Origin of the sequence: Collinsella sp. AM13-34, from assembly GCF_003473055.1 — a bacterium.
Classification (GTDB): domain Bacteria; phylum Actinomycetota; class Coriobacteriia; order Coriobacteriales; family Coriobacteriaceae; genus Collinsella.
Window position 1 is genome coordinate 94,242 of record NZ_QRLE01000007.1, and the last position, 22,445, is coordinate 116,686.

At 55.3% G+C, this 22,445-nt stretch carries 18 protein-coding genes; 5 read left to right on the forward strand and 13 right to left on the reverse strand.

All coding sequences use genetic code 11. From position 1 onward, the window contains the following. Position 1 precedes the first annotated feature (1 nt). Entirely contained in the window at positions 2–385 is a 384-nt protein-coding gene (locus DW151_RS04310; protein ID WP_118334646.1) for a hypothetical protein, read from the reverse strand. Between the two features lie 193 nt (positions 386–578). Between DW151_RS04310 and DW151_RS04315 the strand changes: the two genes are divergently transcribed. Next, positions 579–1,598: a Fic family protein gene (locus tag DW151_RS04315; protein WP_118334648.1), complete on the forward strand. Its 1,020-nt coding sequence runs from the start codon at positions 579–581 to the stop codon at positions 1,596–1,598. Between the two features lie 149 nt (positions 1,599–1,747). Here the strand turns inward: DW151_RS04315 and DW151_RS04320 are convergent, their stop codons facing one another. Continuing rightward, entirely contained in the window at positions 1,748–2,023 is a 276-nt protein-coding gene (locus DW151_RS04320; RefSeq protein WP_118334649.1) for a hypothetical protein, read from the reverse strand. Positions 2,024–2,367: 344 nt separating this feature from the next. Between DW151_RS04320 and DW151_RS04325 the strand changes: the two genes are divergently transcribed. Further along, positions 2,368–6,213, forward strand: a complete 3,846-nt coding sequence (locus tag DW151_RS04325; protein WP_147351762.1) for a VaFE repeat-containing surface-anchored protein — start codon at positions 2,368–2,370, stop codon at positions 6,211–6,213. A 113-nt stretch (positions 6,214–6,326) separates the two neighbouring features. Here the strand turns inward: DW151_RS04325 and DW151_RS04330 are convergent, their stop codons facing one another. From DW151_RS04330 to DW151_RS04350, 4 genes are all read right to left on the reverse strand, one after another. Next, positions 6,327–6,644, reverse strand: a complete 318-nt coding sequence (locus DW151_RS04330; RefSeq protein ID WP_118334652.1) for a hypothetical protein — start codon at positions 6,642–6,644, stop codon at positions 6,327–6,329. Beyond that, positions 6,641–6,958 carry a type II toxin-antitoxin system RelB/DinJ family antitoxin gene (locus DW151_RS04335; RefSeq protein ID WP_118334654.1) on the reverse strand — a complete coding sequence of 106 codons (318 nt, stop codon included), beginning with the start codon at positions 6,956–6,958 and terminating at the stop codon, positions 6,641–6,643. The genes DW151_RS04330 and DW151_RS04335 overlap by 4 nt, the downstream gene beginning before the upstream one ends. Positions 6,959–7,316: 358 nt before the next feature. Next, on the reverse strand, positions 7,317–8,501 hold the full coding sequence (locus DW151_RS04345) for a hypothetical protein (protein ID WP_118334657.1): 1,185 nt from the start codon (positions 8,499–8,501) through the stop codon (positions 7,317–7,319). 37 nt (positions 8,502–8,538) lie between these two features. Beyond that, complete coding sequence (locus DW151_RS04350; protein ID WP_118334658.1) at positions 8,539–8,907, reverse strand: hypothetical protein; 369 nt, start codon at positions 8,905–8,907, stop codon at positions 8,539–8,541. Between the two features lie 276 nt (positions 8,908–9,183). Here DW151_RS04350 and DW151_RS04355 point away from each other — a divergent pair, with 276 nt between their 5' ends. From DW151_RS04355 to DW151_RS04365, 3 genes are all read left to right on the forward strand, one after another. After that, a complete protein-coding gene (locus DW151_RS04355; protein ID WP_118334660.1) occupies positions 9,184–10,050 on the forward strand; it encodes a Fic family protein in 867 nt (288 codons plus the stop codon). A gap of 1,013 nt (positions 10,051–11,063) precedes the next feature. Beyond that, complete coding sequence (locus DW151_RS10905) at positions 11,064–11,159, forward strand: hypothetical protein (RefSeq protein ID WP_118334661.1); 96 nt, start codon at positions 11,064–11,066, stop codon at positions 11,157–11,159. Positions 11,160–11,239: 80 nt separating this feature from the next. Further along, positions 11,240–13,546: a hypothetical protein gene (locus DW151_RS04365; RefSeq protein ID WP_118334663.1), complete on the forward strand. Its 2,307-nt coding sequence runs from the start codon at positions 11,240–11,242 to the stop codon at positions 13,544–13,546. 130 nt (positions 13,547–13,676) lie between these two features. Here DW151_RS04365 and DW151_RS04370 read toward each other — a convergent pair whose 3' ends face one another. The 7 genes from DW151_RS04370 to DW151_RS04400 form a co-directional block, all read right to left on the reverse strand. Continuing rightward, positions 13,677–14,453, reverse strand: coding sequence for a class B sortase (locus tag DW151_RS04370; RefSeq protein WP_118334664.1), 777 nt, complete (start codon positions 14,451–14,453; stop codon positions 13,677–13,679). After that, positions 14,450–16,279: a DEAD/DEAH box helicase gene (locus DW151_RS04375; protein WP_118334666.1), complete on the reverse strand. Its 1,830-nt coding sequence runs from the start codon at positions 16,277–16,279 to the stop codon at positions 14,450–14,452. The genes DW151_RS04370 and DW151_RS04375 overlap by 4 nt, the downstream gene beginning before the upstream one ends. Then, complete coding sequence (locus DW151_RS04380) at positions 16,266–16,772, reverse strand: hypothetical protein (protein WP_118334667.1); 507 nt, start codon at positions 16,770–16,772, stop codon at positions 16,266–16,268. Before DW151_RS04380 ends, DW151_RS04375 begins: the two co-directional genes overlap by 14 nt. A 2-nt stretch (positions 16,773–16,774) precedes the next feature. Further along, positions 16,775–18,598, reverse strand: coding sequence for a relaxase/mobilization nuclease domain-containing protein (locus tag DW151_RS04385; RefSeq protein ID WP_118334669.1), 1,824 nt, complete (start codon positions 18,596–18,598; stop codon positions 16,775–16,777). Then, positions 18,585–18,989 carry a hypothetical protein gene (locus DW151_RS04390; RefSeq protein ID WP_118334670.1) on the reverse strand — a complete coding sequence of 135 codons (405 nt, stop codon included), beginning with the start codon at positions 18,987–18,989 and terminating at the stop codon, positions 18,585–18,587. The genes DW151_RS04385 and DW151_RS04390 overlap by 14 nt, the downstream gene beginning before the upstream one ends. 2,023 nt (positions 18,990–21,012) lie before the next feature. Next, entirely contained in the window at positions 21,013–21,690 is a 678-nt protein-coding gene (locus tag DW151_RS04395) for a DUF2786 domain-containing protein (RefSeq protein ID WP_118334672.1), read from the reverse strand. A gap of 140 nt (positions 21,691–21,830) precedes the next feature. Then, a complete protein-coding gene (locus DW151_RS04400) occupies positions 21,831–22,346 on the reverse strand; it encodes a hypothetical protein (RefSeq protein WP_118334673.1) in 516 nt (171 codons plus the stop codon). Between the last annotated feature and the right edge of the window lie 99 nt (positions 22,347–22,445).

Genomic DNA, 22,445 nt, shown 5'->3' on the forward strand with positions numbered 1-22,445 from the left:
ATCAGTATCCTCTCGACTTGATGGCAGACAGGCCACAGCACAAGGCCACCGCCAGATAGACGGCAGCCTGGTACAAATCCAGCCTCATGGATGCAAGCAGACATGCCGCGAGCCCGAACAAGGATGTAAGTGCGTAAAAGCGCCAATCGTCGACCTTTCGCGCTATAAAAGCGAAAATGAATATGGCGACGGGGATCCAGATGGTCTCAACAGACCCTCGCGTCAGGTAGAACAGGGCGGCCCGCTTGCCCATCACGGGCATGATGTTGACGATGATGGAATAGGCCGAGTATGCGCAGGCGGGCAGGAGGGTCGCGGAAGACACCGCCGCCGAGAGTGAGAGCTCATCCTCATCGGGCCCCATAAGTGAAAGGTTATCCAGCACTCGATATCCTCCAAGGAACTACGTTTGCCGTCAGTTGGTCGGGGCCTTGTGGCGACCAGCCCGCCACTAGCCCATGGTCGCCCATGGGCATTCGGCCCCATCAATAGCGTAAGACGACAATCCGCTCAGTGCCGGGCGGTTTGGTGCCATTGGGTGACAGGCCGAGCGTGAAGGGAAGCTATCCTGGGGTAGAATGTCCCTAGAAATCGGCACGTCTATCGGAGTATTCGGATATATGTTTAACAGATTATTCAATTTGCTTGCTGGGACCAAAAGGGAAAAGAACCCCGCCGATAGCTCGCGTGCAGATATGCCCCTGAGCCGGGAATTACAGCGGCAATTTGTCCGCAGCTATATCGAACAGACCGCCTCCGAGCGCGAAGGCGGCATCCCGAATGGCGTGTACGAGACTTCTATCGTCTCTTTCGTGTTCAACCATGAAAGGATTGAGGGCAGCTCGCTCACGGAATGGCAGACAAGGACGGTTTTCGAAACCAGGGATACCGTTCTCGCGGACTCAACCACCCCCGGAAACGTCCGCGAGACGGCAAACCATACGAAAATGTTCGATTTCCTTTTCGATTCGCTGGACAGGGAGCTGACCCCCGAATTCATCAAGGAGATCCATCTGCAGCTCATGGCAGGGGTAATGGACGTGCCCGGCCAGTGGAAGATTCTGGGCAACGGCGTGGGAAGCGTCATCACGGCACGCCCAGAGGAGGTTCCCTCGCTAATCGACCGCCTGGTCTCGGAATATAACAAATTCGAGCCGTCCCTGGAGAACATCGTCAGGTTCCATGTTCGATTCGAGACGATCCACCCCTTCCCGGACGGTAACGGAAGAGTCGGAAGGGCCATCGCCTTTCGTGAATGCCTGCGAGCCGGACTTATTCCCTTTATCGTGACGGACGCCTCGAAGGAAACCTATTACGCCTCCCTCGATGAGTTCAGGGCGGGGACTACAACACCGCTTATTTCCTATGCCGAGGCAATGCAGGTCGATTTCGTTTCCACGATAGCGCCCATGCTCGCCGACCGCTCTCTGTCCGACAGCCTACTTGGAAAATTGGGCATAGAGAGACCGAACTTCAAGGATGACGCGGGCTTTGTCGGCCCTTCCACAAAATCGTTGAAATCCAGCCTCGAATCAGTCGAAAAATCTGGATCCGAGATCAAGTCCGATCATAAGACGCATCGCACTCGTCGGATTTAGCCTCAAGCAATGATGGGACCGTTCTTCCCGAACGGTCCCAAACCCGGTTTCAGGGCACGGTGTCGTGGCATTTCAGCGATGAGAGCACTGCGCCCTTTATTACTCGATGCTCAGATTCTCAGAAGCGGCTTTTTGACCTGCAACCGGCTTTAACAATCGACGAAACGAACGGGGACGTCCATGGGCAACGGCCCACGGGTCGTGACCTTAATCGTTCCGAAGCTCGAATTCAGAACCTTTCGATGGGCGATATCGGCGGGCATACGAAAATAGTCCTCATTATCGATATGTACGGTGCAGGTGGGCCACCCTCCGCATGTGACGACAACCAGCTCCCCCACCTCGGTAGCGCTCTCAAGAAACTCACGGACCGTCATGCTGCGGCCCGATGAGTTAGCGCCCATGCCGAAATTGAATTCATTCATTATTTGCCTCCGGTTGCTCGTTGACGAGGGCGCGTTCGCGCCATTGTTCCGTAGTCGCCAGATGGCCGGCCGGATGGCTATCTCTAATAGTTTACTACGGGCAGCTTTGCTAGGGCTCGGGAACGCCTGAACACTTGTTCCGAGTCCATATCCAATCGAGCGCTCCCGTTAGTGTGGAAATGATAGGTCCGTCCCGCACCGCACGCGCAAACTGTCACCCTGTGGCACCAAATCGGTGCTCATGGCGCCGATGCCGGCGGTACGTTAGACCATGGGGGCGCATGCCAATAAATGTAGCCAGAAACCCGCGTCCCCTCTCCGGTAACCGAGAGAATGGAGCAGTCATGCGACCTGGAGGAAAGATGAAGGAGTGCGCCGGCAAGCTCTTCGGCCGCATCGGCGCCCGTCTCAAGAAAGGCGCGGTCATCGGTACGGGCGCGGTGCTCATCGCGAGCCAGGTGCTCTCCGTCGTGCCGGCGCCGACCGCGGCATATGCCGCATCGTCCGAGACGATCACTCGCGGCGAGCGCGTGAACTACGGCGGCTACTACATGTACAATTCGACGACCTCTGAGGGTACCCCGGCGATCTGTCTTGACCCGGCGAAGCGCCACCCGCTCGATGCCATGACGGCCACCGCACAGCTGCCCATTGAAACCGACTGGACCAAATGCTACACGGGAGGCGGCGGTGATCAGACCCGGATAGACCGCACCGACGGGATGGCGAGGGTCCTCTACTACGGTCCCACGGGTCCTGGTTTCGAGGAGGCGAAGGCAAAGGGCCTGTGGAACTTCAACTGGTACGACGGCACACCCCTGGACTACAGCAAGATGCTCGCTATCCAGCACATCGCCCTCTCGGCCCTCTCGAAGAGCTCCAGCCAGTACGGTATGCAGGGCACGACGGCCGCGTTCCGCAACTGGTGCTATAAGACCATCCTCTACTACAACGGCAATATCAACGCGGGCACATTCCTTGCAAATCTGGACAAGAATCTGCCGGGACCCGCACCCCAGTCCTTCAAGAACTCAATCTACTTGGTCAACTACGGCACCGGCACCCAGTGCCTCATCACCTTCCACAACAAGGGGAAGATGAAGCTCAAGAAGAGGAGCTCGAACCCCAGCATCTCCGACAACAACCCCTGCTACTCGCTCGAGGGCGCGACCTACGGCGTCTACTCCGATTCGGGCTGCACCCAGCAGGTGGGCACCCTCACATGCAACGCCTCCGGCGACTCGAACGAAATCGATATCGCACCTGGCACCTACTATGTCAAGGAGACCAAGGCGGGAAAGTCCTACGCGCTCGATGAGGGGATCCATAAGGTGAACGTGTCGGGTGGCCAGACGGCGACCGTGAACGTCACCGATGCCCCCCAGAACGACCCTGCCGACATGCTGGTCGCCAAGGTCGATGCCGAGACGGGCAAGGCCTCCCCGCTCGGTGCCGGCACGCTCGCGGGCGCGGAGTTCACCGTCAAGTACTACGACGGCTTCTACACACAGGAGAACCTGCCCGAGAAGGCCACGAGGGCCTGGATTCTGAAAACGGATGAAAACGGCCGAACTTCTCTTGCGCGTGTAACACTTGACAAGGACAAGTACTTTATTTCGGGTGACAGCTTCTACACAAGCACAAATGGGAACATAACCCTTCCAATTGGTACTGTAACCGTTCAAGAGACAAAAGCTCCAAGCGGGTACCTGCTTTCTGATAATTCAGTTCACATTCAACAAATTACATCTAACACTACGACAGAGCGTGTAACGACCTTCGTTGAGCCCAGCGAGGACGCCCCCACTGTGCGCGAGCAGGTGAAGCGCGGGGATATCGCCTTCAACAAGGTCCACGGCGAGGATATGACCGGCCTCGCGAACGTCCCGTTCAAGATCACCTCCAAGACCACGGGCGAGAGCCACATCGCCATCACCGATGCGAACGGTATCCTGACGACCGAGTCCTCGGCCTGCCCGCATACCCAGAACACCAACGGTAACGATGCGGCACTCAACGCCGACGGCACCCTCGATGAGTCGAAGCTCTCCATCGACAACGGCCTGTGGTTCTCCGGCTCGAAGGACGCCCAGACCGCGGCAGACGATGCGAAGGGCGCGCTTCCGTATGACACATACACCTTCGAGGAGCTCCGCTGCGCCTCAAACGACAGCCTCAACCTCGTCAAGTTCGAAGTGACCGTGAGCCGCGACGCCTACACTATCGACCGCGGCACCGTGGACGACAACCCCATCGAGATCGGCACGACCGCGACCGACGCCGCAGACGGGGACCATAAGCTCCTGGCATCGAACCAGGCCGAGATCGTCGACACGGTTACCTACAAGGGCCTCAAGAAGGGCCTGGAGTATGAGCTCTCCGGCACCCTCATGGACGCCGAGACCGGAGAGGCGCTGAAGGACGTCGCCGGCAAGGAGGTCACCGCCACGGCCAAGTTCACGCCCAAGGCATCCAGCGGCAAGCAGAAGGTCAAGTTCAAGTTCGATGCCACGCTTCTCGGTGGCCATAAGGCGGTCGTGTTCGAGCGCCTCTACCTTGAAGGCAAGATCCAGGCGTCACACGAGGATCCCGAGGACGAGGACCAGACGGTCGAGTTCCTGCCCGTCAAAATCGGAACCACCGCGACCGACGCCGCCGACGGAGACAAGGCCATCGGGGTCGGCAAGGCCGTGACCATCGAGGACGAGGTCTCCTACGAGAATCTCGCCACGGGCCGCGAGTACACCGTCACCGGCACGCTGATGGATTCCGAGACCGGAGAACCCCTGAAGGACGCAGACGGAAATGCCGTGACCGCATCCACGACCTTCGAGCCCGAGAAAACCGAGGGTAAGGTGAAGGTGACGTTCTCGGTCGACACCTCGACCCTTTCCAATAAGAAGCTCGTCGTGTTCGAGAAGCTCGCGGCAGATGGCAATGTCATCGCCAGCCATGAGGACCTGACGGACGAGGGGCAGACCGTCGAGGTCGTTCCTCCCGAGATCGGCACGTCTGCGGCCGATGGCGCCGACGGCGACAAGGAGATCACCGCCGACGGCAAGGCCTCCATCATCGACGCCGTCAAGTACACGGGCCTCGTCCCCGGTACCGAATACGAACTCATCGGCACACTCATGGACGCCGAGACCGGCGAGGCACTGAAGGGCGCCGATGGCAAGGAGATCACCGCCACGGCCAAGTTCACGCCGCAGTCCCAGGACGGCACCCAGGACGTGACATTCACGTTCGATGCAAGCGAGCTGGGCGGCGCCAAGGCGGTCGTATTCGAGAAGCTGTTCGTCGACGGCACGCTAATCGGATCCCACGAGGACACGACCGATGAGGGACAGACGGTCGAGATCTCCCCGAGCCTCAAGACCACGGCGGCCACTATCCAGGGCAGCAAGGTCGTGAAGCCCGAGGACGAGGTCGCCATCGTCGACACCGTCCACCTCAAGGGGCTGCGCCCCGGCCAGAGCTATACGCTCACAGCATCGATCAACAAAAAGGCCGATGGTACGCAGCTCACGCTCGCGGACGTGAAGGACGCCTCGACCCTTGCCGGCAATGGAATCCAGAAGGGCTCCACTGGTACCGCATCCGGCACCGACCTCTCGAAGGCGCTCGTCGACGTCACCGGGACGGGCTCGTTTGTCAGTATTCCCGATGGCCCCAAACTCACCAAGAACGATGACGGGACCTACACGCTCACGATGCCGGGCGCGACGCAGGACGCGGTCGACATCGTAACGAAGCTGAGCGGCAGCCAGGTGAAACTCGAGCCTTCCGATAAGGGTGACAAGGCGGACGGCGACGGCACGGCAGCGGGTTCGGAATCGAACGTGGAGAACTCGACGCTGGGCATCTACGAGGTCATCGCCAACGGGCAGGTGTGCTTCACCCCCGCCGTGTCCGATCTCGACGTAGATGTCCCCATGGTGTTCAAGGCCTCCGACGTGGCAGGTCAGCAGGCGGTCGTGTTCGAGAGTCTGCAGCGCGACACCGATGGCAAGGAGATCTCCAAGGAGACTGACCTCGAGGATACCGACCAGACTATCGATATCGAGAAAGCCCCCGAGGGCAAGAACCTCGACCAGACCGGCAACTGGATCCTCTACGCGGCAATCGCTGCCGGAGTCGCGGCCTGCATCGCCGGTATCGTCCTGATCCATCACAAGCACAAGATCTAAGGCGCTTTCGCTATAAAGCCAAAGGGCCCCGCTCACACGAGCGGGGCCCTTCTCTTTTTGAAAGGAGCTGTCGGTTTGTAAGGGGTTTTCCATGCGCCCCCATCGGGATGCGACTATGAATGCGGGATATTCTCGTGGTCGAACACGCCGACCATGCGGATTCGGCGGTTTCTCTCGCGGATAAAATACACGACCAGGACATCGTCGTCGTAGGTATGGGCCTCACGGTGCTTGCCGTCAGAATAGGGCGGATGGACGAGAACGTGGTCGTCCCATCCGCTTTCCTCTATCATTCCGGTGCGGCCGAGTTCGTCAATACATCCCTTGACCGCGTTGACGACTTCCACGTATTCGGTATGGGAGTATTTCGGCTTCAGCACGACGAGCGTTTTCCAAAAGGAGGCGGGAACCTTGACATCGTAGCGGTTCACTGCCCGACCTCCTCGGGCTCGATGCCCATCTCCGCAAGTATGCCTGCCGGTATCTCGAGCGGGTCCTCCCCGGAATCGTCCTCAATCAAACCGTACTCCTGGGCCTCGGCACGAAGCATCGCTACGCGCACTTCCTCCGAGTAGAGGCGGCCGGATGGCGATGAGAACAGGCCGTCGAAAGGCGTCCTGCCGGTCTGGGCAACCTGATTGACCATAATGCGCATCGCATACGGCGTCGTGAGACCGCTCCTGGCGAAAGCCCTGTCAGCGCGGTCCTTCACCTCATCGGGGACGTTCAGCTGTATCAGTGCCATATATATCACCTCTCAATATGATAATGACATACTATCGCATAATCATAGTACCCAAAAGCCTTTCGTTTAGATGCGATGTTGCCGCCTTGATATCCCCATTTCCATGTGGTCACCCTTTGGAAAGGCGGCAAAGCTCGCATCAGCCCGGCAACATATCGCAAGATGCCGCGCGCCAGGCGCAGGAGCGCGCCAAGCAGAACGAGCAGCCCGACTCCCCTATAAAGACATGTCCTCTTCCCGAAGTGATCCAGTCGTATTATCAGGAGCAGGGCGAAGTAAAATCGACCGAAGAGCGAGATGGCGTGGAGCAAATTCACACCTGGTTCCATAGAGCCGGTCCATCTTTTCCGCTTCGGGCCTATTTCGTGGCGCCGCAACCGGAGCAGCGGTAGCCCGTGAGAATCTGCTTGGTCCCGGTCTGCACCTGATATTGCTCTTGATGCGTAACGGCATCGTGGTGAACAGTCACTTGGGGTGTATAAATAGAGTATGAACAACCGGTGCTATCTTGATGATTGATGGCGTCAGTGAGAGAAGTGGTTACATAACCGTCAGAGAATCTAAACTCATCGTAGCCAGCACTAACCGTCTCATCCCATGCAGCCTGATCGACCACAGTTCGAGTGCGAGTCTCGTACACCGGTTCGCTACGGTATTGCGCCTGCCACGTATGCTCATGAGAGGGCTTTGAGGTAGAGCCTAAGGACGGCTTGGAGTCCGACTTGGACGGCGCGGAGCTAGAGCCTGTCGACGGCTTCACGGCATCGGCCTTCTTTTCCTCGGCCTTCGCGGCGCTGTCGGTCGCGGCGTCCCTCTTCTCCTCCACCTTCTCCTTGTCGGCGGCAGGGGCCTTCGAGGCGTTGTCGGTGACCTTGTTCACCACGTCCTTGCCGGCATCCCCCGTTAGCGTGCCGTCGCCCTTGGAGATGGCATCGTTCACCTTGTCGAGGACCCCATCGATGTCGTCCTGGGTGACGTCCCCGGCGGGCTTGGTCTCGCCGGTGAAATCAGTGCAGCCGGAGCCCTTGTGGTCGCCTGGGACGGCCTGCTCGCCGCCGCCGGAGGGGGTGGTGATGGAGCCGTCCGGGTTGATGATGGGGATCGCGGTGATCTCCCAGGTGCCCTCGGTAAGACGCACGCTGTCCTTGCCCTCGATGGCGTCGGATGCCGGCGTGGCATGGTAGAACTCGGTGCCCGCCTCGGCGCCGTCGGTGCAGACATAGCGGGTGATGAGGGGCGAGGAGTCGACCGTCACGCCCTCGGCCTCGATCTTGACGGTCCAATCAACCGTCGACTCGGCCTTATCCGAGACCTGCTTCTTGTTGGCGCCAGTGCCGGCCTCGACCTTGGAGGACTCGGGTGTGGGTGTGAAGGCGCCGGTCGCCCATGCGCCGCCGAGCCCCAGCCCCGCGACGACGAGCGCGACCGCGGCGCCGATGGCGACCTTCCGCTTCAAAGGCATTGTGCCGCCGTCGTCTCCATCGGGTACGAGGTTGAGTTCCTGGTCCAGCTCGTCCTGGGGTTTGTTGTCGTTCTCATCCATGATGTTGCCTTTCTCTAATCCCCTATCGGATTCTATTCTACCGTTCGGACATGATGATCTCGGCCACGCGGTCGACCCGGACGCCTCCGGCGATCATCTCCAACGCGGTCAGTATGCGGGCCTTCTGCACGGGCCCCAGGGAGCGGATCGTCTTGGTCTCGGACAGGCCCAGCGCGCGGAGTAGCGTCCTCGCACCTACCGCCCCCACTCCGGGACAATTCTTGAGGAACGCAAACATTCTGATTTTAGCTGCGGCGCGGCTCTCATCGTTGAGCACATCGACAGGGGCTATCTCACCTGCCTTGAGGCGCTCCTTGAGAGCAGCGCGCTCCCGGCGCACCTCTACAGAGCGTTCACGGCCTTGGTCTGATATTTGCTTTGAGTAGCGCAATTGGTCATTCGGCATAACACCGTCTCCTTAAATCCCTATCGCGGACTGATGGGCGCCCTGAATAGCGGCGCATTGACGGTGTCGATCACTTTAACCACTTATACCCCATGATTGGCGCAAAAACAAGGAACTTTACCCTTCTTCCGGTAAGGGGTACCTCTTATACGGCCGTTGTAGGGCATTTGGAGACGCATGTCCTGCTGGGGAATTGCAAAGCTATTATCAAGCGCTCGTTTATCATAGAATATGCAAAAGACAAGTGCTTGGCATAACGATTACGAAGGATGAACGATGATTATCTCCGCAAACAAGATGCAGACGCTCAAGGCGGCGCCGAATTCAGCCTATGAGGTCATCCTTCCGGAGTTCCTCTACCACTCAAATAAGATTGAGGGATCCACCTTCACGCTCGATCAGATCGAGACGCTCTATGTGCGGAATAAGGTGACCGGAGACCATGACTTTGACGACATCATCGAGACCAAGAATTCCTTCAAGATGTTCGATCGAATGGTCGACACGCTCGGTGTTGAGTTGACGCCGGAACTCCTCATTGAATTCGAGACGATCCTACACAAGGGAACGACCATGGCGGCCAACGGTGAAAGCGGGCATTTCAAATATATTCCCAACCGCATCAGAAACAGTTCGGTACAGGTTGCCCTCCCGAGTGACATACCGACCGCCATACCGCAGCTGCTCGCCGAATGGAACACCAGCCCGAAGGACTTCGAGTCGATTTCTCGTTTCCACGCAAGGTTCGAACATCTGCATCCGTTCCAGGATGGCAACGGGCGAATCGGCCGCCTCATTATGATGAAGCAGTGCATCGAAAACGGTGTCGACCTAATCGTCATTGACGAAAAACATGCGGACGAGTACAAGAGCTGGATGGAGATCGCGCAGACTCAGGGCAATTTCCGCTTCTTCGATGAGGTTCTTCGGAAGTGCCAATCTTCTTTTGACGCCAGGATGCACGAGATGGGTGCAGACTTCCTCATCCAGCACACCCCTGAGACTCTTGAGGAGGGGAAGCGTTCAATCGACCCTTCCCTTCCGTCGACCGCCAAGATCCAGGCAGACTTAAAGGCTCTCGAAAATAAGGGCCGAGCAGCTAACGCACCTTTGAGTGAGGGACATAATCCCCACGGCGTTTGATCTGCAATTTAGCAGTGCCATATCTAGACCGAAATATAGAGCAGCGGGTGAATGAAAGCTCCTCCAAGCGCACCTAAACGCCCCCTTAGGCGACTTCTGCTGCGAACTCGGGACTCCACAGGGATCTCTGTTAAGCACTATAAAGATCGAGAAGAAGGGTCTGACCCCGGAGAAGTTCCGGGATCAGACCCTCCCCGATCTAGTCATAATTGAGGGCGTCAAGATTTGACATGCGGTTCAACAAGTAACGACACATGTAACGACGGGTCGTTGAATCGCCTAAGCTCCCACAACCCGTCTTGTGGCGACAACAACGCTGTTCTTGTACTTGGCAAGCTCAGCAATTGACAACTTCTCGATCGCGCGTATATCGCTTCATATAGACAAAATCCACTTTTCCCTATGCATTAACTGGAACAATAATCTTGTCGTACTCCACCCTGCCTCCGGGTGTGGCTTTATGTCCGCGAGAATACTTGCGCTTCTTTTCGTTAAGAATTGATGCGTTTATTGCCGCTGCCAAGTACAATCCAACCTCACGATTCGGTATGTCGCTATCCTTCATGCCAATCAAATAGGCGTCTGTATAGACTCCTATGGAATCCTGAAAATAAGTCTGTCCTTCAGTCGGCGGACCATTGTAAATGATGGACAACACGTTCCGATGGTGAACGAAATCAGCCGACCGTCAGTAATACATAATGCCGTTATTGTTGAACATGCAGTTAATCAACGGCAGAGAGAGCTCATCTGTCATCGACTTGCTGGCATTGTCCTGTTTACGTCAGCTCGCCAACGGCACCTGCGCCACCCTCATCTGTGACATGTTCAACGTCCTGCCGCCCTATATGGACTACTGGTTACACCGGCGGCGTAGTCCGCTAAAATGGCGGCATCGTGGTATACACGATAGATAGGAGCCGCAATGCCGTCGAACATACCAGCAACCACCATCAGGATCGAGCCGGAGAAGAAGAGAGGCATCCGCCATCCTCGACGAACTCGGCCTCTTCATGTCAACTGCCGTCAACGCATGCCTCAAGGCGCTCGACCGAGAAGGCGGGATGCCATTCGAGATGAAGGTCGCGCCAAAGAAGAACGAGGAGTAGCCTGGATGCCGCAAATCGAGAAAGAGAAGACAGATAGAGGCCTCGCGTACATGGAGGCCATCGCGGGGCGGTGGTTCTAAATGGCGTCATACACTACCGAGCGCGAGGGACAGATCGAGTTCTACGAGACGTTCATCCCGAGGGTAGACCCAGATTTGGATTTGGACGGGATTCTCGCTGACGACAACGACGGCGTTATCAATGGGAACCTCCTGGAATTTAAGCTTCGCGTCATCGATCTTAACGCCGTTCTATTCCAATGCGTCAAGTACCTCTCCGCCCGCCGACTTAAGGGAAAGCCGGTTCCTGCGAACGTGGTGATCGTCTCACTTGAAGATTCCGTTGCCTACATCTATCGCTCCGAGGACTACCTTGGACAGATTGAGACGGTGTACAACGGCCCTTCGTCCAAGAACAACAGCGGGTTCACGGCAGGCAAGTATGCGGACAAGCTGGACTATTCAGACCAGCTTTCTGCCGAAAGGCTCGTAATGACGCTGAAGACCGACAATTACACGAAGACACACATAGACGAAAATTGCATCGTCGGATGGGCTGAGGAATACTATCGGCTGAGACCGGACGCTCGCAAAGAGCACTTCATCGGCGACAGCACAGGAAAACATCAAGTTACTGGAGAGATTAGACAGCCCAAGATTTTTGAGCGGTACCTGATTCCCTATACCGGTCAGACCAATGTTAAGTTCGATTATCTGATGGACTGCCTGAACGATTTCCTTCAGAAAAAGGACCTGGGGGCTTTTTTCACCCCGGAGCCCTATGTGGAAAAAGCCAGGGAGCTTTTGGCGCAAGCTATCTCGCGCGTACCTTCAGGAAACGATTATGTCGTCATCGACCGCTGCGCCGGTACGGGAAACCTAGAACGGGGCCTTTCCGAGGATATTCTGTCACACTGCATCGTATCGACGAAGGAGTATTACGAGTACAAGGTGCTGCAAGAGCTGATCGGCTCGAAGGTTCGCCATATCATCCCGCCCATCGAGGCCGAGGACACCTTCGATGCCGGTAACGTAAGGGGCGCCGACGCTTTAACTCAAGAGTATGTCGAGAATCCACTTATCAGGCGTTATATCGATGACCCGTCATGTACGATTATTCTCTTCGAAAACCCACCGTTCGCTGAGACCACTTCAATGGAACATCAGAAGCGCGGCGAGGGAAAGCGGTCGTCTTCTGGCTGGAAGGCAAGTTGGGTTCTGGAACAGATGAGAAAGGCCGTAAAGGAGAATCCATCGATTTCTGGAACGTCGACCAACGATATGGGAAACGCCTTCATCTGGTCCGCGTTCGAGTACTATCTCCGACAACCAACCGACAGTTATGTCGTTTTTTCACCGGTTAAGTACTGGAAGGCCCAGGGTCTCGTGAAGAAGCGCTTCATTGACGGCTTCGCCGGGGACAGATTCCATTTCCATGCAAGGAAGCACTCATGTGTCCTTGTCGCCCTATGGTCGAATGAGGACGCAGAGAGCGATTCGTTCACGGTGGACGGCTTCGATATCGTCAAAGGAAAACTCGGGGCGCCGGTTTCTCTAGATTTCAGAAAAGTCGACTCGCTCTACAGCTCTCGTTACTACGACAAGCGCAAAATGAACGATGACATCGATGGCGGAATCCTTCTGCAAAAAACTGGGATCGAGGCAACGACGCAGAAGAAGCGGCTTAAACCCCGCTGGAACAAGAACATTCTCGGCTATATGGTCGCGGACGGGGTCGGGTTCGATAATCCCGAACTCCATTCGATACTTGTCTCGGCCGGCATATTCAACGGCAATGGCTTCTATCTCCGCCGTGACAACTTCTTGCAGAAGCTGCCCATGTTCGCTGCCTCCCGCTACATCTCCTACAACGGATCTTGGACGGAGCGAGGGCGCGTTATGAAGTCTGCCGACGGAGCGGACATATTTCTGAAGGACGCTGCTTCCGGAAAGTTGAATCAATGGCTGTTGAGGACGCTCCTGTTCACATGCTTGGAGTACCAGAATCACATGCGCTCGTTTACGGGCGGCGACGGTAGAACATACAGGAACGAACTGTGCCTTGACACTTCGAATGGCAGCACGGTGGCTTCCGAGACGCTCAAGAAGCTCGATCGCCGCGTTCGCGAAAGCGAGCTTCTGGCCGCATGGTCTAGGGTCCTTGAGGAGGCAAAGGAAACGACTCTATACGACAGCTCACTTACGTATGGTTTCTATCAGATAGGGGAAGAGCTCAACACATGGCATGAGCCGCCAAATGGAAAAAAGGGACGAATATATGATTACCCGTCCCTAAACGGGTCGATTCGTACTCTCAAGGAGCTTAACAAGGAGTACTACCTTAAGGAGATTGTCCCTAAGCTTTTCGAATATGAGTTCCTAAAATAGTGCGTCGATTGAATCGAGTAATCTGTTTTTCTGACTGTGCCTCCTGAATCGATTATCAGATTCTGGGGGTACAGTCAATTTATCTATGCATGAAAGCCTTTATGTCAATTCTGGTCTAACAGAGCCATTACTAATGCGCGATTTTCTTGCAAACCAGAACGCTTCGATATTTCGCCCCACCCAACGCGGAGGCGCAAGTAACCAGTGTAATGACGGAATCAGTGCCGCCGAAATCCGATTTTTCACTTGCGCAGTCAGACAGCGTGTTGAGCCAGGCATCGAAATCCGATTTCCCGGCAAAATCAAACCTGAGCAGCACGTCATAGCTCATCGGCACCTTTAAGCCGTACAAGGGTGTATAGCGAGAGGTTCTGCCATCCTTGTCCTTGAAGGTCACAGTACCGATACTTGAAAAACAGTCCGTTCGATAGCAATTCTGGAGTTCACTAAACGCCAAGGACCCGATTCCCATGTTGTGACCGTAAATAAGCATGTTCGAGCTTGTTGGCGACGACCCTTCTGCAATGTACGGACATCCGGAAAAAGACGGTGTGCGATCGAAGCCGTGATTGAGATAGAAGCCCTTCGAATCACCTTGCCGGCATGAGACAACAGGGGTCGAGATCGAGGTCCCTTCAACGGTGAGCCAGCCGGCATAGTCCGGGTTCTCATCTGCAAGAGACTGTCCACCGTCTTCTGCCTGCGCCTTCTGCTCAGCTGTATTTGTAATGACAGTCTCTCTTACAACTTCTGCGCCGAGGCATATGAAGATGAGCGCCGAAGTCACGAGAACACCTACGGCGATCCTTGCGGCGGCAAAATGCTTAGACCCCGATGCTGCGCGTTTACATTTCCGGTCGAAGCGCCTTTTTGCAAGCTCGCTGACCGGACCCATAAGGGGATTCATCCCTTCTTCTCCTTAATTTGCTCCTTGATGCCCGGCCAACCCATAGACTTTTCAGGCGAAAATTCCTCATCATCGTGGAAACGTTTGACCTGAAAACCGCAGCCGGACGCAAGCACGAAAGACCCGCCTCTGTAGGCCCAGCTGTTAGATTCACAAACGATGGATTTCCCAGACTTAGACACCTTCAAAGCGCTGCCACACAACGGACAGACCCCGTATTTCCTGAGATTCTTCTCATGGGCGCGCCTCTTGGCGCACTCGATGACAATCGTTGCATCCCTTTTGGTAAGGTTGTCGAAATCTAGGTCGCCCGCGGAGTCACCCAGAAGCCTCTTTATAAAAGTCAGCTGAGGCTCCGAGGCTGGATCCTCGGCCCATTTTGCCGCGCGTTCGCGGTCCCATAGCGCTCTATCGTGCGAAGTCTCGTAGTTTGATTCAAGCCAAAGGAGAATGTCCTGCTCGGCAACTTCAAGCGACCTATAATACCTGCGCTCCGTCTCCCCCAACCTCGTAAGGTCCGCAGTACAGCAATCGAGAAGATCCGGTTTATAAAGCGTGACCTGCCATCCCCTGTCTGATGCGCCGGGGCCGGCGATATTGCGATCGCCGTTGTAGTGGATAACCCATGCGATGGATCCCGTGGAAGATAGCACGTTGACCTTGCGCGACGTGAGAACCCAGCCGGAGGGGCAATCCTCCACCTCCTCGACCCTTCTTCCCAAATCGAGGAGCGAGCCATCGAGTTGCTTCTTACCGACCCTCTCGGGGAAATCCCTTTCATTGAGTCCGAACAACGTTGGCGGAGTGCAGATACTCTTGTCGTCCGACACGCCCAAACAGTCGATAAGCCTAAGTGATTTCTTTTTATAGCCGGTTACAGGGTCGGTGTAGAGCCTCAGCCCTCGCCCGACCATTTGCGTATAAAGGGATGGATTCTTCGTCGGGCGTGCCAGCAATACGGTTTCAATTAACGGCATATCCGTGCCCTCGGTAAATACCCCATAGTTGATAAGACATGGAATCTCGCGCGTAGTGAACGCGTCAATGATCTGTCGTCGCTCGTCTGCCGGCGTGTTTCCATCGACCACCACGGATCCAGGAATGAGTTCGGCCAGTGAATAGGCATGGTGAACGCTCGACGCAAATATAAGCGTCTGGCCTACATGAAGCTCATCGTATGCAGCAGCGACCTGTCGATTCGTCTCTGGGCGGTCAACCCGCTTCGCGAGTTCACTCACCCGGAAATCGCCCATACCAGTACGGACACCCTTCGTCGACCAGTCCACGATGGTCCTGCGGCAATCAATATCGCAAAGATATCCGTTGGTGATTCCCCAACGCAGGTCTTTCTGGAAAACGATATCGTCAAATACCGCTCCGAGCCCTCGGTCGTCTCCCCTTCTCGGCGTCGCCGTGAAACCGATGTGGAGGCGAGGCCTCAAGTAGTCGTAGATTTTCCGATAGGATGGTGCCAGGGCGTGGTGCGCCTCATCGGTGATAACCATGTCGAAGTCGCCGGGTTTAAATTCCCTTTGAAGGCGATTCGCAAGCGTCTGCACCGAAGCCGAGACTACCTCCTCACCATGCGAGTGCCGCTCGGCCTTTTCTATGCCGACCGGGCAGCTGTAGTACTTAACTGGCTGGGTCACAAGCTCCTCACGATGGGATAGAAGTAGTACCCTCCCCTTCCTGCCTATTTTGCTGAAAGTCACGGTTTTACCGAGCCCCGTGGCCATCTGCACGAGATGGGAACCACTCTCTAGGGAATTGCAGATATCCACGCACTCCTGCTGATAGTCCCTGAGAACAATCTCATCGGGTGACATTGCCCCAGCCCTCCTCAACGGTAAGCCCCTCCACGCCTGCTGCTAGTCCGTTGACGAGCGCGGCATGCGCGGCGGGCCCCATGGCAATTACCTTTTCGATGAGCTTTTGAATGTTGCCGAAATACCAGTCCTCATTCATCAGGCACGCATCATCACTAAAGCCAAGGCGGTCTGGCAACGTGATAGATAGCCCGCACTCGAAATCGGACAGGGGATCGCGAGTGAGGAGCGCAAGTCCATGAGACTCCACAAGGAGTGCCCGCGCCAAGTCATCTGGGCTCACGACTAGCATCCTGTCGCACAGTTCGCGATACTCGTCGTTGTCGCCTCCGGGCATCTTGTAGCTTCGATCGAGGAATATGCCGTTGTCTGGGTTGGAGATATCGAGGTATTCACGTTGCAGCGCGACACCCGACTCATACGACGGATCCGGCATATGCACCTCATCGATGCAACCGGTCTCGTAGTAGATCCTCAAGGATGAAGTGTTCATCTTTAAACCGTGTTCTTTCTCTCGGAAACCGCCGCGACCTCAGGACGGATGTAAACCGAAGGTGCTTGGGTTTTTGTCGCTTTCTCGATGCTCTCGAAACGACCTCTGTTCTCATGAAGGATTCGCCTTGAAGCGGCCGACTCCAACGCGGCCGCAATAGCCATCGAATCTCTGGTTTGGATTGAAGTCGGAACGCTGAGTTGCCGTCCTTTGGACCTTCGCAGGAACTCGCCAACCGAGGGGACGCCTCGCAAATCCCTTACGGCCCTTGCGCCGACAAAGCCCTCGATTGCCCCAAGGGACTCGCTTAACGACTTGGCGTCAGCTCGTGCGCCATCAAGCGACACGGAGAGGCCACCTAGCTCATCTCTTAGCCTGTTGAGAATTGCTCCCGCTTCGCTTTCGTAGCTATCGGCCCCCGATACCTCGGGAGCGACTTTTGAAAACGCCATTTTGCAAAAGGCGGTATCGTCGTCAATCTGATCCAATAGGGCGTTACGCTCTTTTCTTTCTGCTTGCGTTATCGACGGTAGCGACCCCAACTCGTCGATCCTCGCCCTGGCAGATGCAATCCTCTCCGAGCGCTCCAATACATCTTCTGCAATAGATATCGATGACTCTATTTCATGGACCTCTTGCTCCATGGCCTCAACCTTGAGCATCTGAGACCTGAAAGCCTCCTCAACTTCTGAGACGGAGCTATACCCGTCAGCAGAAATTGCGGAAAGGGCTTTAATGCCGGCGCCAATTGCACCTATACCACGACGGCTTGATTTTGCTGCAATTCTTGACCTGAGGGCATCCTCGAGCCCCCTGTTATGCGGCGAATAGCCCGCGTTTGGAACCTGAGATTTATGCTCTTGTCGCCTTGTGATTCTAGAGCTCGTCTCCCCATTCACGACATCGACGGGTATCCCCAGTCGGGCGCGAATTCCGAACTCGTCATAATTCGACCCGAGTGAAGACGCAAGGACCTTCTTGTCGTGACCGCCGCTGTCAGGATGCCTATAGCCAATACCCCGACGACTCCATTCCACTGTAAAGCCTTCAGCCTCGAATCTCTCTACGAACTCATCCCAGTCGGAGCTATTTGCGATTGACTTATCAATAGCATCCCTAATCTCCGCCACCCAACTTCGGCGCCCACGACGCCTAAGCGAGCGTTCGGCAGCACTCATACGAACTGACTGGATTGTGGGGGCCTGCCGCCCCTCTCGCATTGCCTTCCTGCGCTCAGAGAGATCCGGCAGCGTTCCCATGCCATGCTCGCGCGCTATCTCTTGTGCAACACGCGCCATGGTGTCACTGTCCTCGGGCGTTATTTGAGCTTTAAGTCCATTGGAAGAATTTACCGCATTGAGGATAACATGCGCGTGCATGACCCCATGTGCGTTGTCGTCGTGAACCGACCAGATCCACTGCCAGCCCTGCTCTGCTGGCCAAACCCTCTCACACCATTCCTGGGCGAGCTGGCCAACCTCCTCTGCAGATGCACGGTCCCTAGGGTCGGGCGACAGGACCCATTGGTAGTAGTTCCTCCAAACTAGGTCGGGGTTTGATTTTCTTTTCCGCTCAAACCACTCCGGGGGTTTATCCTTGCCAAATCTTTTCCGCGTTGCATCCATGACCTTATGCCATCCGAACGGGGTATCGAGCAGACCTGGGGAATGGCCGAACGCCATGGATCGCGAGGCGGATTTGTCACCGGTAAGGTATTTCTCCATCCTCTCCTCGTGATCCTCCGCACCCCTATGGCCAAACGACAGATAGTCATCGACCTGCTTGCAGCTGCCGCTGCCGCCAGAAATTGTCTTAAGAAAGGGCATCGCGCCTCCTTTCGGCGGGATATTCGGCCTCGATTGCACGAGATAGCCGCTCGCATGCGTCAACTAAATTGGGCTCAACGGTATCAATCGCCGCGAAAATGGCCATAGACAGCCTTCTGGCTTCGGCGGCCCGGGACTGCCCCGCTATCGCCTTGGCGTTCGAGTTGAGCTCAGATAGCTGCACTGAAATTGCAATGAGCTCGTCCCAGATGCTTCTTAGGGTGGACCCCGATGAAGCATGGGTCTCGTAGAGCGTCTTATACAAGATGTACTCAGTGATGGACATGTTGAGGCCCTTTGCCAATGCACGAATGGCGTCTGCCTCCTCGATAGTGCTTCTGGCCTCTATGCGCGCCTCTTTTAGCTGTTTCTTACGGGGCTTCTTGCTCATGCACTGTCTCCTAATTCATGCTTCTTCAAGCGTAGGGCAGTGATACGTACCGTGCCGTACAATTTGGTGACAGGTGGTGCCAATGTGTTTTACGTCCTATCTACTGGAATACCTGCCAGAAGAAAGGGTCCGTTAAATCAGTAAGGGTCTATGTCATTCCCGAACTACGGAAAGTGGCATCTCCAGATCACCCGATTAACGGTATTTTGTAACTTCAGTAGAAGTGGAAAGGCGAATAGTGATAAGAGAGAACTACTGAACTACGTAATAACGCAACTGTGCAATAGCGCGACTATGTAGTAGCGTAACTGTGTAATAGCGTAATAACGGCAAAGCGGAATAACAGAACCACGTGACTGCGGCATAACAGGACTACTTAACATTTCAGGGAATGGGGCACTGGTCCCGCTCGCTTTGCACTCTGGACAAACCTCTTTCTTAAAATACAGACAGCTGAAATCCCACTTTCGCATGCGAGCTGTAGCGAAAGCCGACCTTATTCCAAGCAATGGCTGAACGCCTCTCATCAACTCTTTGGATCCAGTTTGATAGTCAAGCTACTCATTCTCGTAAAGCGTAATTGTTAGATAAGTGAACTATGCAAGAAGTGAACTAAATAAATATGTAATAACGAAAGGACGTAATGACGTAACAACGTAAAAGCGGAATAGCCTAAATACGAAACTACAACATAGCGTGCCTACTCAACAATCAGCGAATGGGGAAGATGGTCGCGGTCACTCAATATTCTGGGAAATGCCCTGCAGGAAATACCATAAGACTCGACCCTATATTCGTGTCTGAACTTTCTCGGTAACAGACCTTAATTTCGAGATCAAGCAGAGAGCCTCTCGACAGTTTTTCGGTTTGAGTTTGGTTGCGGGCATACTAAGTAAAAACCGACAAGACCAGAGTTTGACCTATCCGCAAGGCAGCATTGTAATCCACTTTATGAACGAGCTTCAGTTTTCGAGGGTGCGATGTTCGCACTAACGCAATGGCAACACAGTGATATTGCGTTATCACCGGATAACTGATTAACGGACAAAGCAAATAAGCGGACTATGCGAAACGCGAACAACCGAACTACGTGATAACGACAGTACGTCATACCGTAACAAAAGAAAAACCGAATAACATAACTGCGCGACCATGCCACAAGGAACTGTTGGGCACTTAAAGAACGGGAATGCTGGTAGCAGACGTTTGGAACTCCAGACAATGCCCTTCATCAAATACCACCACCTGATCCCGCGCCCACGCTTAAGCCGCCAAGACCGCTGACCAAACTTACGAATTCTATTAGTGCGTCTCACGTCAGCCTAATGGCGGCAGTTCGGTTGACAGAGCGCGCAAGGTGAAATTCATCAAGATCGGAGCATGGCGTATCCGCTAGGTATCGTTATGGCTCATTGCGAATATGAAACCGAATGGGCCACGCCTGTAAAGGATGACCGGCAATGCTTTTTAGGCTACGAAATGAAGATCTATCTAACCGCTCAATATAGGTAAAACGTAACTCCGTAAGAGATGAACTACGTAAGAGATGAACTAACGAACTTTGTATTTACGCAATAACGTAATAACGTTATTGCGTAACTATTTATCGCCGCAGGCGCCGGGTTTTAGGGCAGAGCCCTAACAAGCGCCGCCCTTGGCGGCGGTACGCTACCGGGCAAAACGCAGTTTTGTACGGCAGCGTACGACTCTTGCGGACAAAATTCAGGACCGAACGGTACGATGTTCAATAGTTCTGCTATTCCGTAGTTTCGTGGTTCGCATTTTACGGTTTGCTGCCTTTACGCTATTGCAACTTGTCGTTATTACGTAATTCTGTAGTTCGCTTTTCCCATTGTTCATGAATTTACCTTTTCCATATTTCAGTAGTTCGTCTAACGATCGAACTGGCAATGGGGCCCGGCGATAAATGGTTTCCCATTCGATACCGGAGCCCCATTGTCCTTTAGATCGAGTTAAATAGAAAAATGCCGGGGCCGTCTTTTGGCGGCCCCGGCATTTCGTCTTATGCCGATGCAGCGGTCACTCTGTCGCCTCTGCCGAACCCATAACCGGATTCATAGCCGTCGGCTTTGACATAAGGATCGCTAGTAGTCCTGACTTTAATCTTGGTCGTCCTCAAGCCGATCCCATCCATGTGACGGTTGACGGATTCGGGGACGACGATCGCGAGCGCCATGGACTCGTCATTGCTGACCTGCTCCGCATAGGCTCGCTTGAGACCGGAGATGAAGCCAAGCATCCACGTTCCCTTTACGCCCTTCTGACGTGAGACATTCCCGTACCCCATGGCCTTCATTCGCGCGGAATAGGTCCTGAAGCAGTTCTCGGCCGCATTGGCGCTCGCCCTAAAGCAGCACGAGGCGACAACGGAATCCTCGCCCTCACCGACGAACACGACAGTCCTTCCATTGTTGCTATATGACGTGTAGGCCCTGCACCTGTAGTTCGCTGCAACAACAAGTGCAAGGGTTTTCTTCCACTCGGGAATTCGACGGCCGAGATCGCAAACCTCCTCGCCGACTTCTGCCGGTGAATCGTCCAGATTGATGTCCTCCAACTTAAGGTTGTTCGCAACGAGGAGCCTCTGGAGCGCCAACGAGGCGGCACGCGCTTCGCCTTCGGTCGCGGCCCCGTCGATGAGGGCGACGATCTTCCTGATCTTCTCGTCGATGTTCTTCATGGTTCTCTCCTTTGGAGTGGGGCGAGGGCTCGCAGGCCCCCGCCATTGGCTGTTCTTGAAATTAGGCGGCGCCGGAGCGCTCCCCCTGGGCGGTGGCCGGGGGAATAAAGGCCGGGACGGCGACCGTCCCGGCATTGGATCTATTTGATCTGGCTGATATGGAACGTGGGGACACCCCAGTCGTTGACGTTGATGAACAGCTGGAACCTCTGGTCGGCATAGGTCAGATCGATGAACATGCTGCCGTTCGAGCACTCAACGCCACCGTCCGGGAAACTGGCGACGAGCATGTCCTTCTCGGCGTGCAGCCCGGACTCAAGCCACCTCTCGCCGTCCTCTCCGCTCCACTTGAAATAGCTTTTGACGCAATGGGGGCCGATCGCCTCAAACGGCTCTTCCGTCCAAGACCCGATTTTGTCCCATTCGTACTCGATATCGAAGGAATAGGGGTAGAAATCATCCTTGGAGTGGACAGCGGAAAACCCGAGTTCAGACATCGCCTTGCAGAACTCGAACGACTCATGGTCGGGGTAATCCTTCTCGATGCCCTTGAAATTCGCGCTAGCAGGGATCTTCTTCAACGCCTTTACGGCGGCTTCGAGCTCCTCCTTGGACGCAAACTTAATTTCGCCGGTACCCCATGCGTAGTAGCCCATCTGGCTCCTCCTAACCGCACGGCGTCGGCACCGCCCCTTGCGCGTGCCCCTCACGACCCCGCCGCGCGTCGCTTTTGCTCTGGCGAAAGCCGCCGCGGG

Excerpts from the sequence above, each read along its gene's own strand:
- DW151_RS04350 (WP_118334658.1), bottom strand. The coding sequence starts at position 8,907 with ATGCCGAATGACCAATTGCGCTACTCAAAGCAAATATCAGACCAAGGC.
- DW151_RS04385 (WP_118334669.1), bottom strand. The coding sequence starts at position 18,598 with ATGCCCTTTCTTAAGACAATTTCTGGCGGCAGCGGCAGCTGCAAGCAG.
- DW151_RS04365 (WP_118334663.1), top strand. The coding sequence starts at position 11,240 with ATGGCGTCATACACTACCGAGCGCGAGGGACAGATCGAGTTCTACGAG.
- DW151_RS04380 (WP_118334667.1), bottom strand. The coding sequence starts at position 16,772 with ATGAACACTTCATCCTTGAGGATCTACTACGAGACCGGTTGCATCGAT.
- DW151_RS04375 (WP_118334666.1), bottom strand. The coding sequence starts at position 16,279 with ATGTCACCCGATGAGATTGTTCTCAGGGACTATCAGCAGGAGTGCGTG.
- DW151_RS04370 (WP_118334664.1), bottom strand. The coding sequence starts at position 14,453 with ATGAATCCCCTTATGGGTCCGGTCAGCGAGCTTGCAAAAAGGCGCTTC.
- DW151_RS04325 (WP_147351762.1), top strand. The coding sequence starts at position 2,368 with ATGCGACCTGGAGGAAAGATGAAGGAGTGCGCCGGCAAGCTCTTCGGC.
- DW151_RS04345 (WP_118334657.1), bottom strand. The coding sequence starts at position 8,501 with ATGGATGAGAACGACAACAAACCCCAGGACGAGCTGGACCAGGAACTC.
- DW151_RS04395 (WP_118334672.1), bottom strand. The coding sequence starts at position 21,690 with ATGAAGAACATCGACGAGAAGATCAGGAAGATCGTCGCCCTCATCGAC.
- DW151_RS04335 (WP_118334654.1), bottom strand. The coding sequence starts at position 6,958 with ATGGCACTGATACAGCTGAACGTCCCCGATGAGGTGAAGGACCGCGCT.
- DW151_RS04400 (WP_118334673.1), bottom strand. The coding sequence starts at position 22,346 with ATGGGCTACTACGCATGGGGTACCGGCGAAATTAAGTTTGCGTCCAAG.
- DW151_RS10905 (WP_118334661.1), top strand. The coding sequence starts at position 11,064 with ATGTCAACTGCCGTCAACGCATGCCTCAAGGCGCTCGACCGAGAAGGC.
- DW151_RS04355 (WP_118334660.1), top strand. The coding sequence starts at position 9,184 with ATGATTATCTCCGCAAACAAGATGCAGACGCTCAAGGCGGCGCCGAAT.
- DW151_RS04320 (WP_118334649.1), bottom strand. The coding sequence starts at position 2,023 with ATGAATGAATTCAATTTCGGCATGGGCGCTAACTCATCGGGCCGCAGC.
- DW151_RS04390 (WP_118334670.1), bottom strand. The coding sequence starts at position 18,989 with ATGAGCAAGAAGCCCCGTAAGAAACAGCTAAAAGAGGCGCGCATAGAG.
- DW151_RS04315 (WP_118334648.1), top strand. The coding sequence starts at position 579 with ATGTCCCTAGAAATCGGCACGTCTATCGGAGTATTCGGATATATGTTT.